General features: G+C 70.7%; 22 protein-coding genes and 1 riboswitch. Of the genes, 2 read left to right on the top strand and 20 right to left on the bottom strand.

Going from position 1 to position 22226, the window contains the following annotated elements; translation table 11 throughout:
• Positions 1-14: 14 nt before the first annotated feature.
• The 8 genes from AQJ46_RS41390 to AQJ46_RS41420 form a co-directional block, all read right to left on the bottom strand.
• Positions 15-1037 carry a transporter substrate-binding domain-containing protein gene (locus tag AQJ46_RS41390; protein WP_059210486.1) on the bottom strand — a complete coding sequence of 341 codons (1023 nt, stop codon included), beginning with the start codon at positions 1035-1037 and terminating at the stop codon, positions 15-17.
• 52 nt (positions 1038-1089) lie between these two features.
• Positions 1090-1857 carry an amino acid ABC transporter ATP-binding protein gene (locus AQJ46_RS41395; protein ID WP_059210487.1) on the bottom strand — a complete coding sequence of 256 codons (768 nt, stop codon included), beginning with the start codon at positions 1855-1857 and terminating at the stop codon, positions 1090-1092.
• Entirely contained in the window at positions 1854-2837 is a 984-nt protein-coding gene (locus tag AQJ46_RS41400) for an amino acid ABC transporter permease (protein WP_059210488.1), read from the bottom strand. Before AQJ46_RS41400 ends, AQJ46_RS41395 begins: the two co-directional genes overlap by 4 nt.
• Before the next feature lie 336 nt (positions 2838-3173).
• Positions 3174-3283: riboswitch (SAM riboswitch) on the bottom strand.
• A gap of 65 nt (positions 3284-3348) precedes the next feature.
• On the bottom strand, positions 3349-4215 hold the full coding sequence (locus AQJ46_RS41405) for a glutathione S-transferase C-terminal domain-containing protein (protein WP_059210489.1): 867 nt from the start codon (positions 4213-4215) through the stop codon (positions 3349-3351).
• Between the two features lie 156 nt (positions 4216-4371).
• Positions 4372-4482: a putative leader peptide gene (locus tag AQJ46_RS58860; protein WP_318656737.1), complete on the bottom strand. Its 111-nt coding sequence runs from the start codon at positions 4480-4482 to the stop codon at positions 4372-4374.
• A gap of 110 nt (positions 4483-4592) precedes the next feature.
• Complete coding sequence (locus AQJ46_RS41410) at positions 4593-5252, bottom strand: hypothetical protein (protein ID WP_059210490.1); 660 nt, start codon at positions 5250-5252, stop codon at positions 4593-4595.
• Positions 5253-5291: 39 nt separating this feature from the next.
• On the bottom strand, positions 5292-5666 hold the full coding sequence (locus tag AQJ46_RS41415; RefSeq protein WP_059210491.1) for a hypothetical protein: 375 nt from the start codon (positions 5664-5666) through the stop codon (positions 5292-5294).
• 200 nt (positions 5667-5866) lie between these two features.
• Complete coding sequence (locus AQJ46_RS41420; RefSeq protein WP_059210492.1) at positions 5867-7720, bottom strand: ABC transporter ATP-binding protein; 1854 nt, start codon at positions 7718-7720, stop codon at positions 5867-5869.
• Between the two features lie 144 nt (positions 7721-7864).
• On the opposite strand from AQJ46_RS41420, the gene AQJ46_RS41425 reads away from it, so the two are divergent.
• Together AQJ46_RS41425 and AQJ46_RS41430 are read left to right on the top strand one after the other, a co-directional pair.
• The gene (locus AQJ46_RS41425; protein WP_059210493.1) at positions 7865-8464 is read left to right on the top strand and encodes an acyltransferase; all 600 of its coding nucleotides are present in this window, start codon (positions 7865-7867) and stop codon (positions 8462-8464) included.
• A gap of 169 nt (positions 8465-8633) precedes the next feature.
• Positions 8634-9308, top strand: a complete 675-nt coding sequence (locus AQJ46_RS41430; protein ID WP_059210494.1) for a phosphatase PAP2 family protein — start codon at positions 8634-8636, stop codon at positions 9306-9308.
• Positions 9309-9315: 7 nt separating this feature from the next.
• Here the strand turns inward: AQJ46_RS41430 and AQJ46_RS41435 are convergent, their stop codons facing one another.
• From AQJ46_RS41435 to AQJ46_RS41490, 12 genes are read right to left on the bottom strand one after another with little or no spacing between them, the layout of a single operon-like run.
• The gene (locus tag AQJ46_RS41435) at positions 9316-10659 is read right to left on the bottom strand and encodes a glutamate-1-semialdehyde 2,1-aminomutase (RefSeq protein ID WP_059210495.1); all 1344 of its coding nucleotides are present in this window, start codon (positions 10657-10659) and stop codon (positions 9316-9318) included.
• A gap of 7 nt (positions 10660-10666) precedes the next feature.
• Positions 10667-11218 (bottom strand): dTDP-4-dehydrorhamnose 3,5-epimerase, encoded by a 552-nt coding sequence (gene rfbC / locus AQJ46_RS41440; protein WP_059210496.1) that lies wholly within the window; start codon positions 11216-11218, stop codon positions 10667-10669.
• Positions 11215-12447 (bottom strand): polysaccharide pyruvyl transferase family protein, encoded by a 1233-nt coding sequence (locus tag AQJ46_RS41445; protein ID WP_059210497.1) that lies wholly within the window; start codon positions 12445-12447, stop codon positions 11215-11217. Before AQJ46_RS41445 ends, rfbC begins: the two co-directional genes overlap by 4 nt.
• A complete protein-coding gene (locus AQJ46_RS41450; protein WP_059210498.1) occupies positions 12444-13391 on the bottom strand; it encodes a glycosyltransferase family 2 protein in 948 nt (315 codons plus the stop codon). Before AQJ46_RS41450 ends, AQJ46_RS41445 begins: the two co-directional genes overlap by 4 nt.
• On the bottom strand, positions 13388-14698 hold the full coding sequence (locus AQJ46_RS41455) for an MATE family efflux transporter (protein ID WP_059210548.1): 1311 nt from the start codon (positions 14696-14698) through the stop codon (positions 13388-13390). The genes AQJ46_RS41450 and AQJ46_RS41455 overlap by 4 nt, the downstream gene beginning before the upstream one ends.
• A gap of 5 nt (positions 14699-14703) precedes the next feature.
• Positions 14704-15987, bottom strand: coding sequence for a DUF4910 domain-containing protein (locus AQJ46_RS41460; protein ID WP_059210499.1), 1284 nt, complete (start codon positions 15985-15987; stop codon positions 14704-14706).
• A complete protein-coding gene (locus AQJ46_RS41465) occupies positions 15975-17000 on the bottom strand; it encodes an NAD-dependent epimerase/dehydratase family protein (RefSeq protein WP_059210500.1) in 1026 nt (341 codons plus the stop codon). Before AQJ46_RS41465 ends, AQJ46_RS41460 begins: the two co-directional genes overlap by 13 nt.
• 3 nt (positions 17001-17003) lie before the next feature.
• The gene (locus AQJ46_RS41470) at positions 17004-17651 is read right to left on the bottom strand and encodes a PIG-L deacetylase family protein (RefSeq protein ID WP_059210501.1); all 648 of its coding nucleotides are present in this window, start codon (positions 17649-17651) and stop codon (positions 17004-17006) included.
• Entirely contained in the window at positions 17648-18442 is a 795-nt protein-coding gene (locus AQJ46_RS41475) for a glycosyltransferase family protein (protein ID WP_059210502.1), read from the bottom strand. Before AQJ46_RS41475 ends, AQJ46_RS41470 begins: the two co-directional genes overlap by 4 nt.
• Before the next feature lie 11 nt (positions 18443-18453).
• Complete coding sequence (locus AQJ46_RS41480) at positions 18454-19698, bottom strand: class I SAM-dependent methyltransferase (protein ID WP_059210503.1); 1245 nt, start codon at positions 19696-19698, stop codon at positions 18454-18456.
• Positions 19699-20919, bottom strand: coding sequence for a glycosyltransferase (locus AQJ46_RS41485; RefSeq protein WP_059210504.1), 1221 nt, complete (start codon positions 20917-20919; stop codon positions 19699-19701).
• Positions 20920-20921: 2 nt separating this feature from the next.
• Positions 20922-22226 carry a hypothetical protein gene (locus AQJ46_RS41490; RefSeq protein WP_059210505.1) on the bottom strand — a complete coding sequence of 435 codons (1305 nt, stop codon included), beginning with the start codon at positions 22224-22226 and terminating at the stop codon, positions 20922-20924.

Raw genomic sequence — 22226 nt, forward strand, 5'->3', positions numbered from 1 at the left:
TCGCCGAGGACGGGTCAGGAGTTGTCGAGCGGCAGCCCGGGCGGGTTGACCTCCGCCTTGGAGACGGCGTCGTGGGAGAGGTTCCACGCGGCCAGCCACTTGGCGTACTGGCCGTTGTCGATCAGGTGGTTGATCGCGTCGGCGAGGGGCTTGGCGAGGCCGCTGCCCTTCTTGGCGGTCGCGGCGATCAGGCCCTGGAGCGTCTCGCCGGCACCGGAGTACTGGCCCGCGATGCGGGTCGCGTTGGGCGTGCTCGCGGTCTGGGTGACGTGGTAGGAGGAGTTGGGGCTGGGGCCCAGGTAGGCGTCGATCTTGCCGCTGGCGAGGGCCAGGTAGATGCTGGGGCTGTCCTGGAAGTACTTGATGGTGAGCTTCTTGCCCTCCTTCTTCAGCTTGGCCTGCCACTCCAGCAGGATCCGCTCCTGGTTGGTGCCGGCGCCGACCGAGACCGTCTTGCCCGCGAGGGCCTCGTAGTCGCCGTCGAAGGTCCACTTCGAGGTCTTGAGCGTCTCGAAGGCGAGGTCGTCCTTGCGGTAGGAGGCGAACTCGTACTTCTGCTTGCGCTCCTCGGTGTCGGTGATGTTCGAGAACCCGACGTTCACCTTGCCGCTGTCGATGCCGACGAAGAGGTTCTCCCACGTGAACCGCTTGACCTCGGGTTCCAGGCCGAGGACGGCGGCGACCAGGCGGGCCAGGTCGGTCTCGGAGCCGGTGAGGGTCTTCTGGTCGCTGCCCACGAAGCCCAGGGGCGGGGATCCGGAGGGCAGGGTGCCGGAACCGATGACCAGCTTGCCGCTCTTCTTCACGGCGGCGGGCAGTTCGGCGCTGATGGACTTCACCTCGGCGACCTTGAGCGCGGTCTCCTTGGCGGCGCCGTTGGACAACCGGCCCACGGTCACCGTGCCGGCGCTGTCGGTCGTCCTGGTGGCGGCGTCGCTGTCACCGCCGCAGGCCGCGAGCCCGCCGGCGAGGGTGGCGACGGTGGTCGCCGCGGTGATGCCGCGTATCAGGCTGCGTCGGGAGGGGTGAATGGGCATGGCTGTCCTTAGGAGTTGGGAGAAAGGGGGTCAGGAGTGGGGGAAAGGCGGTTCAGAGGACCTTGCTCAGGAAGTCCCGGGTCCGCTCGTGCCGCGGCCGGTCCAGGACCTCGGAGGGCGGGCCCTGCTCGACGATGCGGCCGCCGTCGATGAAGACGACCCGGTCGGCGATCTCGCGGGCGAAGCCGATCTCGTGGGTGACGATCACGAGAGTGGTGCCGCCGGTCGCCAGATCCTTGATGACGGCCAGGACTTCACCGACGAGTTCGGGGTCGAGGGCGGAGGTCGGTTCGTCGAAGAGGATGACTCCCGGACGCAGGGCGAGGGCGCGGGCGATGGCCACGCGCTGCTGCTGGCCTCCCGACAACTGCCGTGGATAGGCACCGGTCCTGTCGGCCAGGCCGACCCGGCCGAGGAGTTCACGGGCGAGCTCCTTGGCCTCCGTCCTGGTGAGCTTCCCGGTCGCCACCGGGGCGGCGGCCACGTTGTCGAGGACGGTCAGGTGCGGGAAGAGGTTGAAGTTCTGGAAGACGAACCCGATGCGGCTGCGCTGGGTGAGGATGGCGCGCTCGCTCAGCTCCTTCAGCCGGTCGCCCTGTCGGCGGACGCCGATCGGTTCGCCGTTGACGCTGACGTGGCCGATCTCCGGTTTCTCCAGGTGGTTGATGACCCTGAGGAGCGTGGACTTCCCGGACCCCGAGGGGCCGAGGATGACGGTGACCTCGCCGGGGCGCACGGTCAGGTCGACCCCGTCCAGGACGCGGTGGGCGCCGTACCACTTGTGCACACCGTGCACCTCGACGGCTGTCGCGGCGGTCATACGGCGGCCTCCCTGCGTATGCGGGCCCGCAGGTCGGTGAGACCGGCGCGCAGTTTCTGGAGCGGGGTCGGCGGCAGGGAGCGGGTGGCGCCCCGGGCGTAGTACCGCTCGACATAGAACTGAACGACGGACACGGCGCTGGTGAGGATCAGGTACCAGACGGTGGCGACCAGGAGCAGCGGCACGATGTCTCCGGGGTAGGTGGAGCCCATGGACTGCACGGTGCCGAACAGGTCGAGCAGGGAGACGTAGAAGACCAGCGAGGTGCTCTTGATGAGGCCGATGAGCTGGTTGACGTAGTTCGGGGTGATCGAGCGCAGCGCCTGCGGAAGGACGATCTTCCGGAACTGGTAGCCCCTGGGCAGACCGAGTGCCGAGGCCGCCTCGTGCTGGCCCTGGTCGACGGAGAGGATGCCGCCGCGGACGACCTCCGCGGCGTAGGCGGCCTCGTTGAGGCTGAGGCCGATCACCGCGATGACCATGTCGGTGGCGAGCCGGGACTCGTCGAAGGAGAAGAAGGCCGGCCCGAAGGGGACGCCGACGCTCAGCGTCTTGTACAGGGCGCTGAAGTTGTAGAGGAACAGCAGGAGGACGATCAGTGGAATGGAGCGCAGAGCCCAGACATAGGTCCAGCTCACCGCCCGCAGTACCGGGCTCTTCGAGAGCCGGGCCAGGGCGAGCAGGATGCCGCCGAGGAGTCCCAGCACCGCGCTGTAGGCGGTGACTTCCAGGGTGATCACAAGCCCGTCGAGGACGGTCGGCCGCAGGAACCAGTAGCCGAACCGGTCCCACTGGTAGAACGGATTGGTCACCAGGCCGTGGACGAACTGGGCCGTCAGAACCAGGACGACGGCGGTGGCGATCCAGCGGCCCGGTCGCCTCAGCGGCAGAACTCGCTGCGCTGCGAGTGGTTTTGACGGGGCGTCGGGCTGCGGCGGTGCCTCGGTGACGGACACGGCGGCGCCTGGGGGTTCACTCATGAGGGGGCTCCGGCGGAGTCGGGTTTCCCCTGGGGCACTGCGAACACGGCGTACTACGGCGGCAGTACGTGACGCTCGGGCACCGGGGGCTGGGCGGACGACGGCACACCGCGAACGCGGCGTTCGTCAGGAACGCGGGGGCTGGGAAGGAGAGTCAGCCCCGACAGCGGGCACGGCCCGGTGCGGTACACAGTGCGCTGCTCACGCGGAGCAGATCGACGCTCCGGTCGGCCACGAGCACGTTCGTGTACGGCTGTACGCAGCTCGGGGAGCGGCGCGTGGCCGTCCTGGAGGCTGCGTACATGTCCGTCACCGTGCTCTTCCGGCCCCTGGGGCCCCTCGCGCTTACCGAAACGTCATCCGGTCCGGTCGTCACCTGGGGCACCCCACCGCGGAGCGAGGGTTGCCGGTCAGCAAGCCAGGGCTTGTCGCTGACACTCATGACCGTTCTGGGCCGTAGTTAAGACAATTGCCCGAACGAATGTCAATCCTGGTCCATCAGGTGGAACCCTCAGGACGTGCGGGCGGCGTACGACGCCCAGTCCAGAATCTGTACGGCGGCGCCGGCGGCCTCCAGGCCCTGGCAGTGGGCGTGGTGCCGGCGGGCGATGCCGTCGAGGTCGAGGTGGGTGCCGAAGGCCGGGTGGGCGGTCAGGCGGCGGGCGTAGGCCCACAGCGTGGGGTGGTCGGCGATGCGCTGCACCGCGGCGGCGTCGAGGTGGTGGCGGTGCACGGTGTCGAGTTGCACCAGCGAGACCCACAACTCGACATCGGCGGCGGTGATGTGATCTCGGATCAGGAATTCGCGGTCGACGAGCCAGCGCTCCAACGAGCCCAGGGAGTCCAGCAGTTGCTCCAGGGCGGCGTCACGGTCCTCGTCGTCACCGCCCGTCGACCCGGCCTGCTGCGCGAACTGCGCGATTCCCCTGCTCATCCGCTCGACGGCCTCGGTCTCCAACTCCGCTCCGCACGGGTACAGTGCCGGACGTCCGCCGCCGAAGTGCCGGGCCAGGTCGCGGGTGATGTCGGTGGCGTGGGTGCTGACGATCCGCCCCGACCAGTCGTCGCTGAGCACCGGCGCGACGGCCGCGCCGGTGTATCGGTGCGCGCTGGCCTCGTACAGCGGACGCAGCGCGGAATGCCCCCCGTCGGGACAGTCGGGGACCGGGTCCAGGAGGATCACGGGACAGATGTCGTCGAGGCCGAGCAGGCTGTGCACGACGGCGATGCGCAGACCGTCCGCGCAGGCGGCGGCCAGGTGCAACCGGTAGCGGCGCGGCACGGCGTAGTGCCCACTGCGTGCGTCCTGGCCGATCCGGCCCCGGAAGGCGGGTGCGGGTCGGTGGGTCGTGTGGGCGGCCAGCGGTGTGACGGTCATGACTCTCCCCGGGAGCGGGCGCGGACGTACGCGCGGCGGAAGCGACGTCGAGCAGGCGGAATGGGGCGGCGGCAGGGCTCTGGGGTCAGGGCTCACCCGTGCGCGCCGGACGGGGCGCGGCACGAGGGGCACTGTCGGCGCGGGAAGGGTGGCGGCTCAGCCCTGGGGCCCGATCGCGCTGCAGACACGCAGCAGATCGATGTGGCGCCGGGAGGTCAGAAGAGGCGAACGGACCACTCGGACGGTGACCGGTTCAAGGCGCCTCATGTTTCCCTACCTGTTCACTAGGATTCCCTCAGTGAGTGTCGATCGGACCGGGAAGCACGTCAAGAGGGCCGTCCCGCATCGCGGACGCCGCGATGGACCTTTCCGGTGAGTCAGCGGAGATGAGCGGTGTCGACGGTCGTGTATCCGGTGGCCGTGGCGGTCACCAGGATGTAGCCGGGGTTGCCGTTGCGGTCGACGTAGCAGGTGAGGTAGTGGGCTCCGACCACGGTCTGTCGCACGGGATGTTCGGTCACCGCCCGGCGGCAGTCGGCCCCGGTGGGGAGCTTGTCCGAACTCCAGGAGGCCAGCTTGCCGTTGCTCGCGACCAGGTAGCCGCCCGAGACGTAGATGGCGTCGGTGGTCGAGCCCGCCGGCACGGGCGGTGTGCGGGTGAAGTCGTAACCGGTCGGCGTTTCCCCGGTGTCCGTCATGCGGAACCCGCGGACCAGCGTCGTCGAGACGGAGGGCTGCGGGCCGGACAGCGCGGCGTTGGTCGCGAGACCGCCTCCCCCGATGATCGTCACCGCCGCCACGCCGGCGATCACGGGATGCGCGGAGGCCATGCCGATCATCGGTCCGATCACGGGGACCGAGAACTTCAGATGGGTGTTCTTCTGCGTCACCGTGGAGTGGTCGCCCGCGGTCACGGTCGCCGTGGGCGCGTAGTCACGTGAACGGCGGTGCGTGGGCTTCTGCGGCGGCAGGTAGGTGTTGTGCTGCGTGTTGCCGTCGCCGGCCTGGACGCCGTTGGTCCGGCTGTTCCTCATCATCGTGGTGCTTTCTGCGGCCCGTGAGTGTCGGTCGGGCGCCTAACCGAACGTGTTGTGCTGGGTGTTGCCGTCGCCGACCTGCACGCCTCGGGCCTCCCGCAGATCGACCCGGTACCTCGCGAGCGGGCCCGCGTTCGGGTCGATCAGGGCCAACAAACGCTGGGCGTGCTCCACCACCTCGGCGTCGACGGCGCCGGCCATGACGAGATCGTGGGCGAGCCCTTCGGCCGACCCGCTCGGCCGGCGTTCCAGCAGTTCGATGCGCTCCAGGGCCCCGGGCCTGCCCGCGAGCCGCCGGACGAGGGCCTGCTTCAGCGCGGCGTAGCAGTCGGACACCGCGGACGAGGCGGCACCGCTCAGACCGGCGCCCACCCCCGCGGTCAGAGCCTGCGCCACCAGTGTCCCCGGATCCATTCACGCACCTCCGCACGGCTTCCCCGGCGTCACACGGTGACGATCACCGGTGTGACAACACGAGGAAGCTATCGGCGGGTTGCCCGGGTCTTCGGGTCTTGAGAGGAGTCGACGGATATCGCGTGTTCGGCGGCGGGACGTCGCCGTTGTTTGGTCGTTCGATGCCGGGAGATGTCGATTCGGCGGCCGAGCAGCGTGCTTCAGCGCAGTTCGACCCCGGCCGGGCGGTCGTCGGTGTCTTCGGTGTCTTCGGTGTCTTCGGTGTCTTCGGTGAGGAAGCCTCCCGACTGGTGCTGCCACAACTTGGCGTAGGCGCCGTCCGAGGCGAGGAGTTCCTGGTGGGTGCCCTGCTCCACGATCCGGCCACGGTCCAGGACGACGAGCCGGTCCATGCCGGCGACCGTGCTCAGCCGGTGCGCGACCACGAGCGCGGTGCGTCCCTCCATCAGCCGCCACAGGGCTTCCTGGACGAGGATCTCGCTCTCGGAGTCCAGCGCGCTGGTCGCCTCGTCGAGCAGCAGGATCGGTGCGTCACGAAGGATCGCCCGGGCCAGCGCGACGCGTTGACGCTGGCCGCCGGAGAGCTTGACGCCGCGTTCGCCGACCATGGTGTCGAAGCCGTCCGGCAGGGCGTCGGCGAACTCCGTGACGTGCGCCGCCCGGGCCGCACGGCGGATCTCGGCGTCCGTGGCGTCCGGCCGGGCGAAGGCGATGTTCTCCCGCAGGGTGCGGTGGAACATCGCCGGGTCCTGCGGCACATAGGCGATCAGACCGCGCAGGTCGGCCTGGCGCATCCGGCTGATGTCCTGACCGCCGACCAGGATCCGGCCCGCGTCGATGTCCATCATCCGCAGCAGCAGCCGCGTCAGCGTGGTCTTGCCGCCGCCGGACCGGCCGACGAGACCGATCTTCGTCCCGCTGGAGACGGCCAGGTCAAGGCCCTCGAAAAGCGGTTTCCCTCCCCCGTGGGTGAAGGTCACCTGCTCGAAACGGACGTCGGCCGGCCCCGGCAGCACCGGCTGGGGCGACACCGGGTCGAGCACGGTCGGCGGAACCAGCAGCAGTTCGGTGAACTGGGCGGCCTCCGTCATCGAGCTCTCCAGACGACGGTAGATCTGGTTGAACTCGAACATGATCTTCGTCGCGTTGGTGTAGTACGTGAAGGCGACCACCACCTCCTCCACCCCGTGCCTGCCCCCGCCGAGCGCTACCGCGAGCAGCAACCCCAAAACGTTGGTCAGCGCCCACATCGGCGCGACCAGCGTGTCGATGCGCAGGTTGCCGTAGTCCCACGACTTCAGCGTGAGCCGGCGCGAGTGGGCGACGCGCCTGCGGTGCTCGGCGGCCTCGCGCCGCTCGGCGGCGAACGCCCGGACCGTTTCCATGTTCATCAGGCTGTCTGCGACATGCCCGGACACCCGTGCGATCGCCTCCTCCCGCCGGTCGACGAGCGCCTGGCGGCGCCGGATGAGCGGCGCGGCGCACAGCGCCGTGAGCGCGATCATCGCCAACAGCCCGACGACGAGCAGCGGTTCGTAGTGCCACAGCACCACGGCACCGAACAGCAGCGGTACGAGGCTGCCCACGATGTTGAAGGTGAGGGTGTCGGCGAACTCCTCGAAGCGGGAGGCGAAGCTCAGCACCCGTTTGGTCAGCGCTCCGGCGAAGTTGTCGTGGAAGAACGCGGCGTCCTTGGCGAACAGTTCGTCCATGCCGATCACGTACAGGTGCTCGATGCCGAGCGCGTCGACACGGTTGAGACAGTGCAGCCCGATACGCCAGACGCCCTCCGCCAGCAGCATGACGCCGGCGAAGCCGAGGACGTACGGCAGCGTCGTGCCGACGCCGATGCCGGGGTCGGCGGAGATACGGCCGACGAGCTTGGCGACGAGCAGCGGCGCGATGTAGTTCAGACCGATGTTGCCCAGCGCCGGCAGCAGAACTGCGGGCGCGGTGAGACGACGGAGCCGGGCCAGCTCCCCTCCGTAGTAGCGAAGCGCGAGGAGCACGGAGCCCCTGCGCGGCGTGGCCACGCGTGCTTCGGTTGATCCCATCCCGATCCTGGGGTCGCGGGTTCGTGCAGGCCAGGGAAGGGGAGTGTCCCGCGACGGCCCCCACGGAGTCCAAGCGTTTTCCGGGCAGACAACGGGGGCGGATCCCATCTGTCCATCTCTGACACCGCGAGAAGGGTTCAGCCCGTGAACTTCAGGATGCAGCCGACCTCCCAGGTCGACGAGACGGCCACCATCGGTGACGGGACGACGGTCTGGGATCTGGCCCAGGTCCGGGAGGACGCCCGGCTGGGCAGCGGGTGCATCGTGGGCCGGGGGGCCTATGTCGGCCCGGGGGTGCGGATCGGCGACAACGTGAAGCTCCAGAACTACGCGCTGGTCTATGAACCCGCGGTCCTCGGTGACGGGGTGTTCGTGGGCCCGGCGGCCGTCCTCACCAACGACTGCTTCCCCCGTTCGGTGGACCCGACGGGCCGGCTGAAGCGCGGCGGCGACTGGCAGGCCGTGGCGGTGGAGGTGGCTGAGGGAGCGTCGCTGGGGGCCCGTTCGGTGTGTGTGGCACCGGTCCGCGTCGGCCGGTGGGCGCTGGTCGCGGCGGGCGCCGTGGTGACCGAGGACGTACCGGACTTCGCGTTGGTGGCCGGCGTTCCCGCGCGCCGGATCGGCTGGGTCGGCCGGGCCGGCGTCCGGCTGGTCGGGCGGGACGGCGAGCCGGGCGGCTGGCAGTGCCCGGAGTCCGGTGCGCTGTACGACGAGAAGGACGGCCATCTCGTCGAGCGCGCATGACGCCTGACGACGGCCTCCGCGGTGGCGGTGCCGCCGATGTAACCGACCGGCCACGGCTGCCTGCGGCGTCCGATAGCGTGGCGCTCATGATCACGGCCGAGGACCGGCAGGAACCGCGCCTGCAGCGAGCGCGCGGTCACTCGCTCCGCCGACACGGTCGGGTGGGCGTGTGAGCGGCCGGCCGGCGCCCGCGATACTGCCCCCGTCGCTGCGCGCGCGGCTCGCGCTGGTCGCGGCCCTCGCCGCGCTGGTGGTCGTCGTGCTCGCGGTCCTCTACGCCGGCCACGGCCAGCCCGGCAGGGTGGACAGGTGGCTCATCAAGCCGACGGAGGACAGCGTGCGGCCACCATGGCGTCGCGTCGCCCTGACCCTGGACTTCCTGGGGGAACCCGCGGGATCGGCCATGGTGGTCGCGGCCGCCGTGACGGGCTGCCTGCTGCTTCGGCGTCCTCGCGCGGCCGTTCTCATGGTTGCCGGCGCCGGCCTCGCCGTGGGCACGGCGACGCTGCTCAAGCACCTGGTGGGACGTACCATCCACGGCGCCGACAACCTGTCCTACCCGAGCGGACACACAACCTTTCTCACCGCGCTCGCCGTCGTCGCCGCGCTGCTCGCGACCGACCGGCTCGGCCTCGGCCGTACGGCCGGAACGTCACTCGTGCTCGCCGCGGCGCTGGTCGCCGGCGCCGCGATGGGATGGGCGGAGGTCGCCCTGGGCGCGCACTACCCGACCGACGCTCTCGGCGGCTGGTGCACCGCGCTGGCGGTGGTACCGGCGACCGCCTGGCTGGTCGACCGGATCGCCGACCGGTTGGCCGACGCCGGTCAGCGGGCGCGCCGCTGACGTCCGTTCACGCCAGGCGGCGGAACACGGGCTTCACCGGTCGCCCGGCCAGCCAGGGCGTGGGGTCGGCGGCGTCCAGCGCCTTCCGGTACACCGCGCATGCCTGTGCCACCACCTCGACGGTGCGGTCGATGTCGGCGTCGCTGAGCGCGCTGCTCACCACGAACGACGGAGCCAGCACCCCGCCCGCGAGGAGCCGGCGCAGGAACAGCGTGCGGTACTCCTGCGAAGGCTGCAGGTTCTCGTCGAGGGTGGCGAAGACCAGGTTGCTGGCCCGGCCCCGGACGACGATGTGATCGCCGACGCCCATGCCGGCCGCCGCGTCACGGACACCGGCGGCCAACCGCTCGCCGAGGGCGTGCAACCGCGCGGTGACGCCCTCCTCGACATAGGTGGCCTGCACGGCCATCGCGGCTGCCAGGGAGTGTGTCTCCGCGCCGTGCGTGGTCGACAGCAGGAACACCCGGTCGCCCGAGTGACGCAGTCCGCCCGGTTCCATCACTTCGCGCCGCCCGGCCAGCGCCGAGACGGCGAACCCGTTGCCCAGCGCCTTGCCGAAGGTGGAAAGGTCGGGGACCACCCCGTACAGGCCCTGGGCGCCCGCCTCCGACCAGCGGAAGCCGGTGATCATCTCATCGAAGATCAGTACGCAGCCGTGCCGGTCAGCCAGCTCGCGCAGGCCGGCGAGGTATCCGGGCGGCGGCTCACTGTGGCCGGCGGGTTCCAGGATCAGGCAGGCGACCTCGTCCTGATACCGGGTCAGCAGCGCCTCCGTGGCGGCCAGGTCTCCGTAGGGGAACGCCACGGTGAGCTCGGTGGTCGCCGCCGGAATGCCGGCGGACATCGGCGTGGTGCCGATGAACCAGTCGTCGACGGAGAAGAACGGATGGTCGCCGCAGATGGCCACCCGCGGGCGACCGGTGACGGCGCGGGCGAGGCGCACCGCGGCGGTGGTGGCGTCGGAGCCGTTCTTCGCGAACTTCACCATCTCGGCGGTCGGCACCGTGGCCAGGAAGCGTTCCGCGGCCTCGACCTCCACGATGGACGGCCGGACGAAGTTGCTGCCACGGTCGAGTTCCCGCCGCACCGCCTCGATCACGCGTGGGTGGGCGTGGCCGAGGCTGACCGACCGCAGGCCGGATCCGTACTCGATGTAGCGGTTGTCGTCGATGTCCCACACGTGGGCACCGCGGCCGTGGCTGATGACCGGAGCCAGGTTCTCGGGGTACTGGTCGTCGCCCTTGGCATAGGTGTGCGCGCCCCCGGGGATCAGGGCGTGCATCCGCTCGTTCGCCATCCGCGACCGGGGCAGTTGTAACCCTTCGGTTTCTACACAGTCTTCGGTGGCCATCCCGACCTCAACTCTCTTTCTGCTGGAGGGCATCGGCGAGGCTCGGCGCCTCCCGGTCCCGCTTGGACATGGAGGTGGCCGGCAGCGGCCAGGGAATGGCGAGCTCCGGGTCGTCGAAGGCGATCGTCACGTCCTCGGTTGGATCATGCGGGCGGTCGATCCGGTACGAGGTGTCGGCGGTTTCGGTCAGCGCCTGGAAGCCGTGCGCGCAGCCCGCCGGGATGTACAGGGTCACCTGCGTCTCGCCGGACAGCTCGAAGGAGGCCCAATTACGGTACGTCGGCGAGTCCGGGCGCAGGTCCACGACGACGTCGAAGATCCTCCCGTACGAGCACCGCACCAGCTTGGCCTCGCCGGCGCCGGAGCGCAGGTGCAGGCCGCGCAGCACGCCCCGGACCGAGCGGGACAGGCTGTCCTGAACGAATGCGTGCGGATCGAGGCCCACCGAGCGGACCACGTCGGTGTCGAAGGTGCGGCAGAAGAAGCCGCGTTCGTCGGCGTACGGCGTCGGCTCGAACAGGTACGCGCCGGCGATCTCCGGGACTTCGGTCACCTTCATGAGGGCTCCCTCGTGGTGCGGGTGCGACCGGTCGGCGGGAAGAGGGCCGCGGTCAAGGCGGTGAACTGGTCCTCGACCCGCCGGGCGGCGTCCCGGTTCCGCTCGGGGAGGGTCCGTCGCAGCTCCGGCGCACGCTGCTCCAGCTCCCGGAACTGCTCGAGCAACCGGTCGGCGTCGACCTCGCGAGCGGAATGGCAGTACGCGCCCAGTCCCATCAGAGCCATGAGATCGTCGCTCTTCTCCGAATAGCAGACGGCGAGTGTCGGCGTGCCGACCTTCAGCGCGCAGACCAGGTTGTGGTAGCGGGCCGCCACCACGGTGTCGGCAGCCGCCGCCTCCTTCATCAGGTCGCCGAGTGAGGCCGCCTCGGCGGCGGTGACCAGCGGCGAGTCCACCGCGTCGAGGATCGCGGCGGCCACCGGCCGGTCGAGCTCGTCCCCGGTGAGCAGCCGGACCGTCCTGCCGTCCTCGACCAAGGTGCGGACGAAGCGGATCGTCCCGTCGAGGTAGCGCCGGTGGATCTCCTCGGCCTGGGTGCGCTCGTCGTTGCTGCCGTGCCAGGCCATGACGCCGACGCAGACCGGGCCCGGCGGCCCCGAGGGCGTGCTCGCCCGCGGCGCAGGCAGCGAAAAGGCGAGGTCCGGATAGACCTCGTCGCGCGCGGTGGCCACGCCCATCGCCCCTATCGCGTCGCGGGAGTGGGCGCCCCGGAACGACCGGTACGCGGCCAGCCGTGCCGACCAGCGCACCAGGGTCCGGGTCGCCCGGTGGCCGATCTCGGAGGCGCCGACGCTGACCAGCGCGACCCGCGTGCGCAGCAGTCGGCCGCTCGCGCAGAGCAGGAACAGCGAGTACGGGAAGCCCCATGGCCTCAGGGGCAGCGTGGTCTCCAGAACGCCCGTGCCCGGCACGATCACCACGTCGTGCCGGCGCACCCAGGCGGCGGTGCGGACGGCGTCGACGAGCTTGCCCAGACCCTTCGTCGCGACGGCGGCGACGCTCGAGGCGGTCCGGTACTCACCACGGTTCCAGTTCATCCGCGCGGCGGGGATCCCGTACCGGGCCGTGATGACCTCGGGCCCGCCGCACAGCGCGTCCACGACCGCCTCCGGGTGCTGAGTGCGCAGGTACCCGAGGATGGCCTCGAGTGACGCGTCATTGCCGGAGTTGCCGGCGCCGAACAGGCCGAACAGCCCGACACGTACCTGCGTTTTTTGCGTGGCGGTCATGCCTGCCTTCCTTCGCGGCCGGCGACGAGAGCGTCGACGGAGATCGTGAGCCCGCCCGGGTCGACCGAGGTCCGGTCCTCGACCCGCTCGCCGGCGCCCGGCCGGGTCCGGCTGGCCATCCACGCGGCCAGATGGCGATAGCACGCACGCCGGTCGGCCGGGGACAAGGGCGCCCGCCGGATCGCCGCGTTGAAGCCCCACAGATACTCGGCGAGCAGCCGGGGCGTCGGGTGCAGCGGGCCCGCCCGGCGCGGATCCAGGTTGACGCACCGGGAGCGCTTGGACGGGTTCGCCCGCTCGGCACGGGTGGGGTGGTCCCGGCGGAAGTACAGCAGTTCCGGCACCTGGTGGAAGGGCCCGTGCAGGGTGATCTCGGCAACGAACGTGCGGTCCGCGTGGTGGTAGCTGTCGAGCGGCTTCACCCGGCGCAGCATGTCGGCGCGCATCACCCCGTAGAAGTCGTCGCCGCCCGGCTCCATCAGCAGACTGCGGAAGCGCTCCGGCGGGTGCGGCGAGTCAGTGGCGAGCTGGTACTCGTACGGAACCTTTATCCGGCCGTCGCCGTCGATGACCGCCTGCTCGGCGTGCGCGAGGATCACGTCCGGCCGCTCGTCCAGGGCCTCCACACAGCGCCGCAGCAGGTCCCGGGCGTAAAGGTCGTCGTGCGAGGCCCACTTGAACAGTTCGCCGTGGCATTCGGTGAATACATAATTGTGGTTCGGCGATGCACCGATGTTCCGGGGAAGCCGTATGTACCGGATGCGTGCGTCCCGCGCGGCGTATTCATGGCAGATGGCCTGAGTCCCGTCGGTCGAGGCGTTGTCGGAGATGACCAGCTCGAAGTCCTCGTAGGTCTGGCCGAGCAAGGCGTCGAGCGACTCGGCGAGGTACTGCTCGCCGTTGTACACGGGCAGGCCGATGCTCAATCGGGGATGGGCGGTCATGACATCCTCACTTCACTGATGGTGTTCTGGTGGCGCTCGCGCAGGGCGGCCCGCAACTGCAGCCACCACAACGCCGAGGCGGCGACATTTGCGGCGGCGACGCCCCAGGCCGAGCCGACGGTGCCGGCCAAGGCCGCCCCGCCGAGCCCGCCGCCGGCGTAACCCACGGAGGCGAACAGCTGGCAGCGCAGGCTGCGTCGAGCCGCCGCGAGCGCGCGCAGCCCGGCCGCCGCGCCGACTCCGACGCCGGCGCCCGCGACGCCGACCGTGACCGGCATGATGAGCTGGGAGGCGGAGTGCCAGACTTCGCCGAGCACGTGCTCGCCGGCCCAGTCCGGCACCAGGAGCAGTGCGGCGCCCCAGAGCAGCGCGGAGCCGGCCAGCCCGCCCGCGAGCAGGAGACAGAATGTGCCCAGCCGGTGCGGGGCCTCTCGCAGCACCCGTGCCGCCTCCGGGACGGTGACCAGCGAAAGACCCATCAGCACGGCGAGGAAGGGGCCGAGCAGGAGTTCGGCACCGCGGACCGCACCCACCGCGCTGACCCCGGCGATCGCGCCGAGCCCGTACGCACGCAGCTGGCTCGCCCCGCTGAGACTGACGTTCTCGGCCAGATACCGGTAGCCGAGGTCGCGCTGCTCGCGCAGCCACGCGCGCGCCCGGGTCGGCCGGGGCAGGATGCCGCACTGGAAGCAGCCGTACCCCGCGGCCACCGCGGCGGTTCCGCCCCAGGCGAGTACAAAACCTTCCACGCTGCCCACGCGTGCCGCCACCACCAAGGCAGGAATGAGGGCGATGCCCCACACGACGTCGTTGAAGAACGCCTTCCGCCCGGCCCCCGCGGCGAAGAACACGAACCGCCAGGCGTCCTGCAGCAGCAGCCCTGGCAGAACCACGCCGAGGCCGACGAACGCGGGTCCCACCCGGCCACCGAGACCCAGTCCGACCACCAGGCTGACCACACCGATGACACCGCCCACGCCGAGCGCGGTACCCGACGCCCGGGCCGCCGCCGCGCGCCAGGATGCGTCCGACACACCGCTGAAGCGCACCACGAGCGGATCGGAGGACAGCCCGCGAGAGACGTTGAGCACCACGCCGTAGGTCACCCAGGCCAGGGTGAACACGCCGAAGGCCTCCAGCCCCAGCGAACGTGCCACGTACATGCCCACCAGGAAGTTGGACGCGCTGGAGGCCGCCTGGTCGGCCAGCCCCCAGGACAGTCGGCCGGCCAGGGCCCGCCTGCCGTTCGGCCGGGCGTGCCGGCGCCGGGCCGCTCCTGCCGTCGTCTTCTCCCCCTCAATGGTCATCTGTGTCATGCCTTGATCAGTCCGGCGCCCTGCAAGGCGTCGGCAGCGGCGGCCACGGTGTCGAACGGCAGCCCGGACCGCTCGGCGACGTCCAGCAGACTGTGCTCGCCGTCGGAGAGGTTGAGCACCCAGAGCATGGCCATCTGCGCCTGCTTGGTGTCGCTGCGGCCACCGAGCGCGTCGTACAGACCGCGCCGGCCCAGCTGTGGTTCGCCGTATGGGCTGAGGTTGAGGTACCGCCGGTTGCGGTCGAGGACGGCGGACGCCTCACGGCAGACGGCAAGGGTGTCCGCCATCGCCTCCGGGGAGACGAAGTCCAGGTTGTCCGCGGAGGTGTGGTACTCGGGGTAGCCGGCGTACGGGGTCCGGGTGAGCGAGCCCACCCCGAGGTTGAACCCGGGCGAGCAGAACTGCCGCTCGTCGTAGCCGTACGGAGTGAACTCGGTGATGTGGTGCGGGCGTTCGGAGGCGGCCAGCACATGCCGCAGCACCCGGTCGATCTCCGCGTCGCCGCGTCTGCTCTGCTTGTACGTCAGCCGGCCCGGGTCGCCGGCGCAGGCCAGCACCAGGCCGTGCTTGACCCGCTCCACCCGCTCCGCGTTGCGCGCCAGCCAGGTGATCGCCCCGATGGTGCCGGGCGCGAAGATGAACCGGTAGGTGTAGTACGGGTTCTGCTCCGCCAGCGCCCGGGCCAGGAAGGTCGCCACCGCGATGCCGGCCAGGTTGTCGTTGGCCAGCGACGGGTGGCAGACGTGGCAGGAGACGATCACCTCGTCGGCGACCTGCCCGGGGACGACATGCTCGGCGTAGGTGAGGTGGCCGTCGGCGAGGGTGGAGTCGATGCGCACCTCGTACTCGCCGTCCGGCATCGCGTCCAGGGTCTCCTGGGCCAGGCAGAACCCCCACTCCGGCTTGTAGTAGCTGGTGCGGTACGGCACCCAGGCCGGGTGGTCCGGCAGGGTGTGCAGGTGTTCGCGCAGTTCGGCCAGCGGCATGGTCGCCGACACCGGCACGCTGTAGCCGAGCACGTGCAGGCTGGACGCGGCGAAGTCGACGACCCGGTTGCCCGAGGTGTCGGCGATGTACGCGTCCCGGATGTTCCACTCCTGCGGCACCGTCCAGTCGAGCACCTGCGTCCCGGTCGGCACCTCGTGCACCTGCAGCGGGATGTACTCGCCGACGATGTCCAGGGTGGCGCGCACGCCGTCCCCCGTGATGCTCCGGCACAGCGGGTACAGCCGCTCCACCAGGGCGTACATCTCCTCGCCGGGTGTGGTCATCGGCGCCACCGCAGGGTGTCGTCGACGGTGCCGGCGTCGGAGGCCGCGCGCAGCACGGCGAGCCGGGTGAAGCGCTGGTCGAAGTCCTCCTTGGTCAGCCCGAACTTCTGGTAGGCGTCGGCGAGTTCGAGTGCGCCGCGCTTGACCGACCACTCGATGTCGAAGCCGGGGATGGCGGCGCGGAACCGGGAGAAGTCCACCCGGTAGGAGCGCGGGTCGGCCCCGTTCTCCCCGGTGATCCTCACCTTGGAGCCGGGCACCGCCTCGGCGACCTGCTCGGCGATCTCGGCGACCGTGACGTTGTTGGTCTCGCTGCCGATGTTGAACGCCCGGTCGTGCACCGCTTCGCGCGGCGCGGTCAGCGCGGCCGTGAAGGCCCGGGCGATGTCGGCGGCATGCACGAGCGGGCGCCACGGGGTGCCGTCGGAGAGCACCAGGACCTCGCCGGACAGGAGCGCGTGGCCCACCAGGTTGTTCAGCACGATGTCGGCGCGCAGCCGGGGCGAGTAGCCGAAGGCGGTGGCGTTGCGCATGAACACCGGGGTGAAGTCGCCGTCGGCCAGCGCGTGCAGGTCGTCCTCGACCCGCACCTTGGACTCCGCGTACGGCGTCACCGGGCGCAGCGGGGCGTCCTCTCCCACCAGGTCGTCGCCGCCGGCGGCGCCGTACACCGAGCAGGTCGACGCGTACAGGAAGCGTCGCACGCCGGCGTCGCGGGCCAGCCGGGCCAGGCGTACGGACGCGTGGTGGTTGATGTCGTAGGTGAGCTCGGGCGCGAGCGATCCGAGCGGGTCGTTGGACAGCGCGGCCAGGTGGATCACGGCGTCCACTCCGGCCACGTGGTCGGCTGTGACGTCGCGCAGGTCCACGCGGTGCCCCGGCGGGTCCGCGGGCGGCTCGCCCAGCACGCTGTCGGCGAACAGGCCGGCGTCGAGGCCGACGACGTCGTGCCCGGCGGCGGTGAGTACAGGGGCCATGACGGTGCCCAGGTATCCCTGGTGTCCGGTCAGTAGTACGCGCAAGGTTCAGTCCCCCAGGTTGAGCGTGAGTTTGGTGGCGGCGAACGCCTCGGCGTATCGCTCGTGGCATTCGATGCCGCGGATCCGGGCCAGGCCGAGGAAGGCCTCGCGGTCGTACCAGGGCCGGTGACGCTGCGAGGGGTAGTGCTCCTGCAGCAGCCGTACCTTCTGTTCGGCGACCTCCGGCGACAGTGGCTGGTACGCCGCCATACGGCCGAGATCGCCGTCCCACTTGACGATCTCGTAGCCGAGCACGAGGTGGTCGCGGAACGCGGTGGGTACCAGCTGCGCCAGACCGCGGTGATCCTGGTGGGCGTCGTCGGTGCGCGGGGCGAGGACCAGGTCCGGCTCGGTCCGCCCGCGCAGGTCCTCGACCGCTGCCTTGGCCTCTTCCCAGTGCACGGGTATCCGGCCGTCCGGCAGCTTGAGCACGGTCAGCCGCAGGTCGGCGCCCGGGCAGAAGGCGGCGAGCGCGGCCTGCTCCTCCTGCTCCCGCTCGCCGCCGCCGCCGGAGAGCACCAGCGCGTCGACGCGGGTGCCGGGGTGCGCGAGGCACATCGTCAGCAGTGTGCCGCCGGCGCCGATGGCGATGTCGTCGCAGTGCGCGCCCACCGCGACGATCCGGTCGAGGCGCCCGGCCCCGAGCCGGATCACGCTCTCACCCCGGCGCTGTCCTGCTCCCACACAGCCCATGGGCGGTCGCCCCGGGTGTAGGCGTCGTCGAGCGCGGCCCGCTCCTTCACGGTGTCGGTCGGCTTCCAGAAGCCGCGGTGCTGGTGCGCCACCAGCCGCCCGCGCTTGGCGAGTTGGCCGCATCCGTCGGCCACCAGGTCACCGTTCTCCGGTATGTGGTCGAAGATCTCCTGGCGGAGCACGAAGTAGCCGCCGTTCTCCCACAGCGGCAGATCGCTCACCGCGGTGATGCCCCCCACCAGTCCGTCCTCGCCCAGTTCCACGCAGTGGAACGACGACTGGGGCGGCACCACCATCATCGACGCACCCGCGTCGCGCTGCGCGAACTTCTCGATCATCTCCGGCAGCGGGGCGTCGGTGAGCACGTCGGCGTAGTTGGCGAGGAACATCTCGTCGCCGTCCAGATGGTGCCGCACCCGGCGCAGCCGCTCCCCGATCGGCGACTCGATGCCGGTCTGCGCGAACGTGATCGTCCAGTCCGAGATGTCGGTGGACAGCAGCTCGGTCTCCCCCTTGCGCAGCACGAAGTCGTTGGACGTCGTCTCCTCGTAGTTGAGGAAGAAGTCCTTGATGTGGTGAGCCCCGTAGCCGAGGCACAGGATGAACTCCGTGTGTCCGAAGTGCGCGTAGTAGCGCATGACGTGCCAGATCAGGGGGCGCGGGCCGACCATCGCCATCGGCTTGGGCACGTCGTCGGAGGTTCCGTTGCGCATCCGCATCCCGTAACCGCCGCAGAACAGAACGACCTTCATGCTGTGACCTTTCACGACGCGACCTCGACGATGCTCAGTTCCGGGATGGGAAAGACCAGCCGTCCGCCCCAGTCGTGCACGAAGGACAGCTGCTCGATCAGCTCGGCCCGCAGGTTCCACGGGAGGACGAGGACGTAGTCCGGTTTGTCGACGGCTATCTGCTCGGGCGGCAGGATCGGGATGCGGGTGCCCGGCGTGTACCTGCCGTGCTTGTAGGGGTTGCGGTCGACCGTGTACGCGAGCAGGTCGGGCCGGATGCCGCAGTGGTTGAGCAGGGTGTTTCCCTTGCCCGGGGCGCCGTAGCCGACGACCGTCTCGCCGCGCTCGGCCGCCTCGATGAGGAACTTGAGGAGGTCCCGGCGGACCTTGGCCACCCGGGCGGAGAACTCGGTGTAGCCGGACAGCTCCTGCAGCCCGGCGGCCTTCTCGCGGGCCAGCACGTCGGCCACCCGCTCGGTCTGCTCACCGGCCACCTCGGCCGGCCGGGCCCACAGTCGGATGGAGCCGCCGTGCGTGGGCAGCAACTCCACGTCCACGAGCGCGAGTCCGCCGCTCGCGAGGGCTCGGATCGCGGACGCGACCGTGTAGTACTGGAAGTGCTCGTGGTAGATCGTGTCGTACTGGTTCTCCTCGATCAGGGTCAGCAGGTGCTGCACCTCGATGGAGACCCAGCCGTCGTCGGCGACCAGGGCGCGCAGGCCCTGGGTGAATCCGACCACGTCGGGGATGTGCGCGTACACGTTGTTGGCCACGACCAGGTCCGCCGGGCCGTGCTCCTTGCGGACGGCCGCACCGGTGTCCGGACTCAGGAACTCCGTGAGGGTGGGCACACCCGCGTCCCGCGCCGCAGCGCCGACGTTCACCGACGGCTCGATGCCGAGGCAGCGGATCCCCCGGTCCACCACGTGCTTCAGCAGGTACCCGTCGTTGCTCGCGACCTCGACCACGAAGGCGTCGGAGCCGTCGGCGCCGAGACCCACCCGCTGCACGGCGTCGGCGACGAACGTGCGGGCGTGCTCCACCCAGGAGGTCGAGAACGAGGAGAAGTACGCGTACTCCTTGAACGTCTCCTCCGGCGTGATCAGCGGCGGGATCTGCGCCAGCCAGCAGTCCGTGCAGACCCGCAGGTGCAGCGGGTACGCCGGTTCCGGCAGGTCCAGTTGGTCCGCGGCGAGAAAGCTCTCGCACGGCGGGGTCGCCCCCAGATCGACGACGCTCGCCAGCGTCGTCGAGCCGCAGAGTCGGCATCGTGTCATTTACTGCCCCCCATTGATTCCGTCCCCCATTGATTCCGTCCGACCCGCGATCGCGGTGCGGTACCCCTCCACCAGGCGCTCGAGGCCGACGGCCGGGCTGAAGCCCTGCTCGTAACGGCGCCGGGCCGCCTGGCCCATCTCCCGGTTGCGGGCCGTTTCGGCCGCGATCCGGCGTATGCAGGACGCGAGCGAGGCTGCCTCGCCCGGCCGGTGCAGCAGTCCGGTCACACCGTCCTCGACGAGTTCGACGAACGCGCCGTGTCCGGCGGCGACGGTCGGCACCCCTGCCGCCATCGCCTCGACCGCCACCAGGCCGAACGCCTCCAGCCACGTCGAAGGAGCCACCACGGCGACGGAGCGGGCGATGACCTTCCGGCACTCCGCCGTGTCCAGCAGGCCGGCGTACCGTACGTCGTCCCGGCCCGCCGCCCAGGCGGTCACCTCTCGCTCCAGCGGCCCGGTGCCGGCGATCACGAGTGGCACGCCCACACCGCCGCCCGCCGCGATCTCGTCCCACGCGGTCATGAGCAGCCGCACGCCCTTGGCCTCCGCGAGCCGGCCGAGATAGAGCACGTGCTCGCCGTCACCCTCTCGGCGAGTGCCCGGCTCCGGCACGAAGTTGTGCTTCACCGCCAGCCGCTCGGCCGGCATGCCGGACCGCACCAGGACGTCGCGCTGCGCCGCGGAGATGCAGAAGAAGCGCTCCACGCCGGACCACCACCGCCGCCGGTTGACCGACAGGCTGACGGCGAGCGGCACGGTCGCCAGGCGGGAGTTGCGGTAGCAGCCGTGCCGGACGGCGGGCAGCGGCGAGGACCCGACGCACTCGGTGCACGGCCGGCCGTCCCGCTGCAGCGTGCCGGGAGGGCAGACCTGGGTGTAGTTGTGCAGCGTGGCCACGGCGGGCACGCCGGCGTCGGCGCATGCGGCAAGCACCGCGGGCGACAGCAGCGGGAAGACGTTGTGGATGTGGACCACGTCGGGCCGGTCGGTGCGAAGCCGGGCGGTGAGCTCCTTGCGGACCCCCGGGTTCCACGGCACGAGGAGCGGCACCGCGACCTTGCCGAGCAGGGACCGGGCGGCGATGTCGTCGCTGCGCCGCTCGAACACCTCGACCCGGTGGCCGGCCGAGCGCAGCAACTCCACCTCCTGGTCGACGACCTTGTTCTCTCCGCTCGGCTGCGCCGAGGCGTAACGGTTGTGCACCACCAGGACGTGCATGCTCACGTCGCCTCCGATCTCTGGGCCCAGCGCGGGACGCGTCGTCGACGGACTTCGGGCGTCGAGAGCGGAGCGGGCTCGGCCGGTGCCGCGAGGAGCGAGGCGGCCAGTGCCAGGTGCAGCAGATACGGTGAGGCGTCGCCCAGGCCGACCTCGGTGTACGACGCGATCCCGCAGTAGCTGATCAGGAAGATCGCGCAGGCCCTCTGCAGCGACGGTGGCCGCAGTAGCGCGACGCCGCCCAGCACGATGATGATCGCCGCGACCAGAGTGACGCCGATCAGACCCTGCTCGTTGTAGACGGCCAGCCAGCTGTTGTCGATCGGCAGCCCGCCGAACGACTTGTCCCCCAGGCCCACGCCGAACACCTGCTCCGAGGTCGACCGGTGCGCGGCCAGAAGAGCGTCCCAGACCTTGGCCCGGCCGGTGAGGCTGGAGAAGTTCTCCTGGCTCTGCCCGCGCAGGAACCACGCCTGCAGCGCGGAGGCGAACACCACCGCGGCCACCGTGGCGCACAGCACCGCCCAGGTGAAGAACCGGCGGGCGGCGGCGCTGGTCAGGATGAGCGAGCCGATCGCCAGCACGAGCCCCACGAGCAGGCCGAGCGTGGCCGTCCGGGTATGGGTCAACGCGAGCAGGGCGAGCGACGGCACGATGACGACCGCCGCGCTCACCCGGTCGGTCCGGCGGCCCAGCAGGAGCAGCACGGTGAGCCCGATGACCACCGCGGCGTACTGTCCGATCTGCGGCGGGGTGAGCGGCCACAACGCGCCGACGAGGCGTCCCTCGTATTCGTCGGCCAAAGCCGCGCCCGGTGAGACGACCAGGCCGGCGGCCACCGTTCCGAGGACCGCGAAGTACACCCGGATGTGGGGCCGGACGAACGTCAGGCCGCCATCCCACCAGCGGCTGAGCAGCCACAGCGTGCCGACGAAGAGAGCCAGCCGGAAGCAGCGGAACAGCGCGCCGAACCCGGACTCCAGGTGCGCGCTGGAGATCACGCTCACCACCAGGAGCAGGGTGAGCAGGAGCACGTAGGCGCTGGCTCGGATACGCAGCCGGGCATTGACCAAGAGCGCCAGCGCGAACGCGGCGACCAGTGCGCCCATGGTGACCAACTGGATGAGGGAACGGGGCAGCGGGATGATCGTCTTCGCCCCGGTGGAGCCGAGCGTGTTGAGGATCAGCAGTCCCCAGACCGTCCCGACGAGCTTAGGTGTGCCGGCCGGGAGCGGTTCGGCGCCGGGCCGCGTGTCCGCCGGGTCCGTTGTGCCCGGCAGGCCGCCGTGCCGCAGGTCTCCGCCCAT

The sequence above is a fragment of the Streptomyces canus genome, assembly GCF_001514145.1.
Taxonomy (GTDB): Bacteria; Actinomycetota; Actinomycetes; order Streptomycetales; family Streptomycetaceae; genus Streptomyces; species Streptomyces canus.

Coding starts and splice junctions, on each gene's coding strand:
- AQJ46_RS41390 (WP_059210486.1), bottom strand. CDS start 1,037: ATGCCCATTCACCCCTCCCGACGCAGCCTGATACGCGGCATCACCGCG.
- AQJ46_RS41395 (WP_059210487.1), bottom strand. CDS start 1,857: ATGACCGCCGCGACAGCCGTCGAGGTGCACGGTGTGCACAAGTGGTAC.
- AQJ46_RS41400 (WP_059210488.1), bottom strand. CDS start 2,837: ATGAGTGAACCCCCAGGCGCCGCCGTGTCCGTCACCGAGGCACCGCCG.
- AQJ46_RS41405 (WP_059210489.1), bottom strand. CDS start 4,215: ATGACCGTCACACCGCTGGCCGCCCACACGACCCACCGACCCGCACCC.
- AQJ46_RS58860 (WP_318656737.1), bottom strand. CDS start 4,482: ATGAGGCGCCTTGAACCGGTCACCGTCCGAGTGGTCCGTTCGCCTCTT.
- AQJ46_RS41410 (WP_059210490.1), bottom strand. CDS start 5,252: ATGATGAGGAACAGCCGGACCAACGGCGTCCAGGCCGGCGACGGCAAC.
- AQJ46_RS41415 (WP_059210491.1), bottom strand. CDS start 5,666: ATGGATCCGGGGACACTGGTGGCGCAGGCTCTGACCGCGGGGGTGGGC.
- AQJ46_RS41420 (WP_059210492.1), bottom strand. CDS start 7,720: ATGGGATCAACCGAAGCACGCGTGGCCACGCCGCGCAGGGGCTCCGTG.
- AQJ46_RS41435 (WP_059210495.1), bottom strand. CDS start 10,659: ATGGCCACCGAAGACTGTGTAGAAACCGAAGGGTTACAACTGCCCCGG.
- rfbC (WP_059210496.1), bottom strand. CDS start 11,218: ATGAAGGTGACCGAAGTCCCGGAGATCGCCGGCGCGTACCTGTTCGAG.
- AQJ46_RS41445 (WP_059210497.1), bottom strand. CDS start 12,447: ATGACCGCCACGCAAAAAACGCAGGTACGTGTCGGGCTGTTCGGCCTG.
- AQJ46_RS41450 (WP_059210498.1), bottom strand. CDS start 13,391: ATGACCGCCCATCCCCGATTGAGCATCGGCCTGCCCGTGTACAACGGC.
- AQJ46_RS41455 (WP_059210548.1), bottom strand. CDS start 14,698: ATGACCATTGAGGGGGAGAAGACGACGGCAGGAGCGGCCCGGCGCCGG.
- AQJ46_RS41475 (WP_059210502.1), bottom strand. CDS start 18,442: ATGAAGGTCGTTCTGTTCTGCGGCGGTTACGGGATGCGGATGCGCAAC.
- AQJ46_RS41480 (WP_059210503.1), bottom strand. CDS start 19,698: ATGACACGATGCCGACTCTGCGGCTCGACGACGCTGGCGAGCGTCGTC.
- AQJ46_RS41485 (WP_059210504.1), bottom strand. CDS start 20,919: ATGCACGTCCTGGTGGTGCACAACCGTTACGCCTCGGCGCAGCCGAGC.
- AQJ46_RS41490 (WP_059210505.1), bottom strand. CDS start 22,226: ATGGGCGGAGACCTGCGGCACGGCGGCCTGCCGGGCACAACGGACCCG.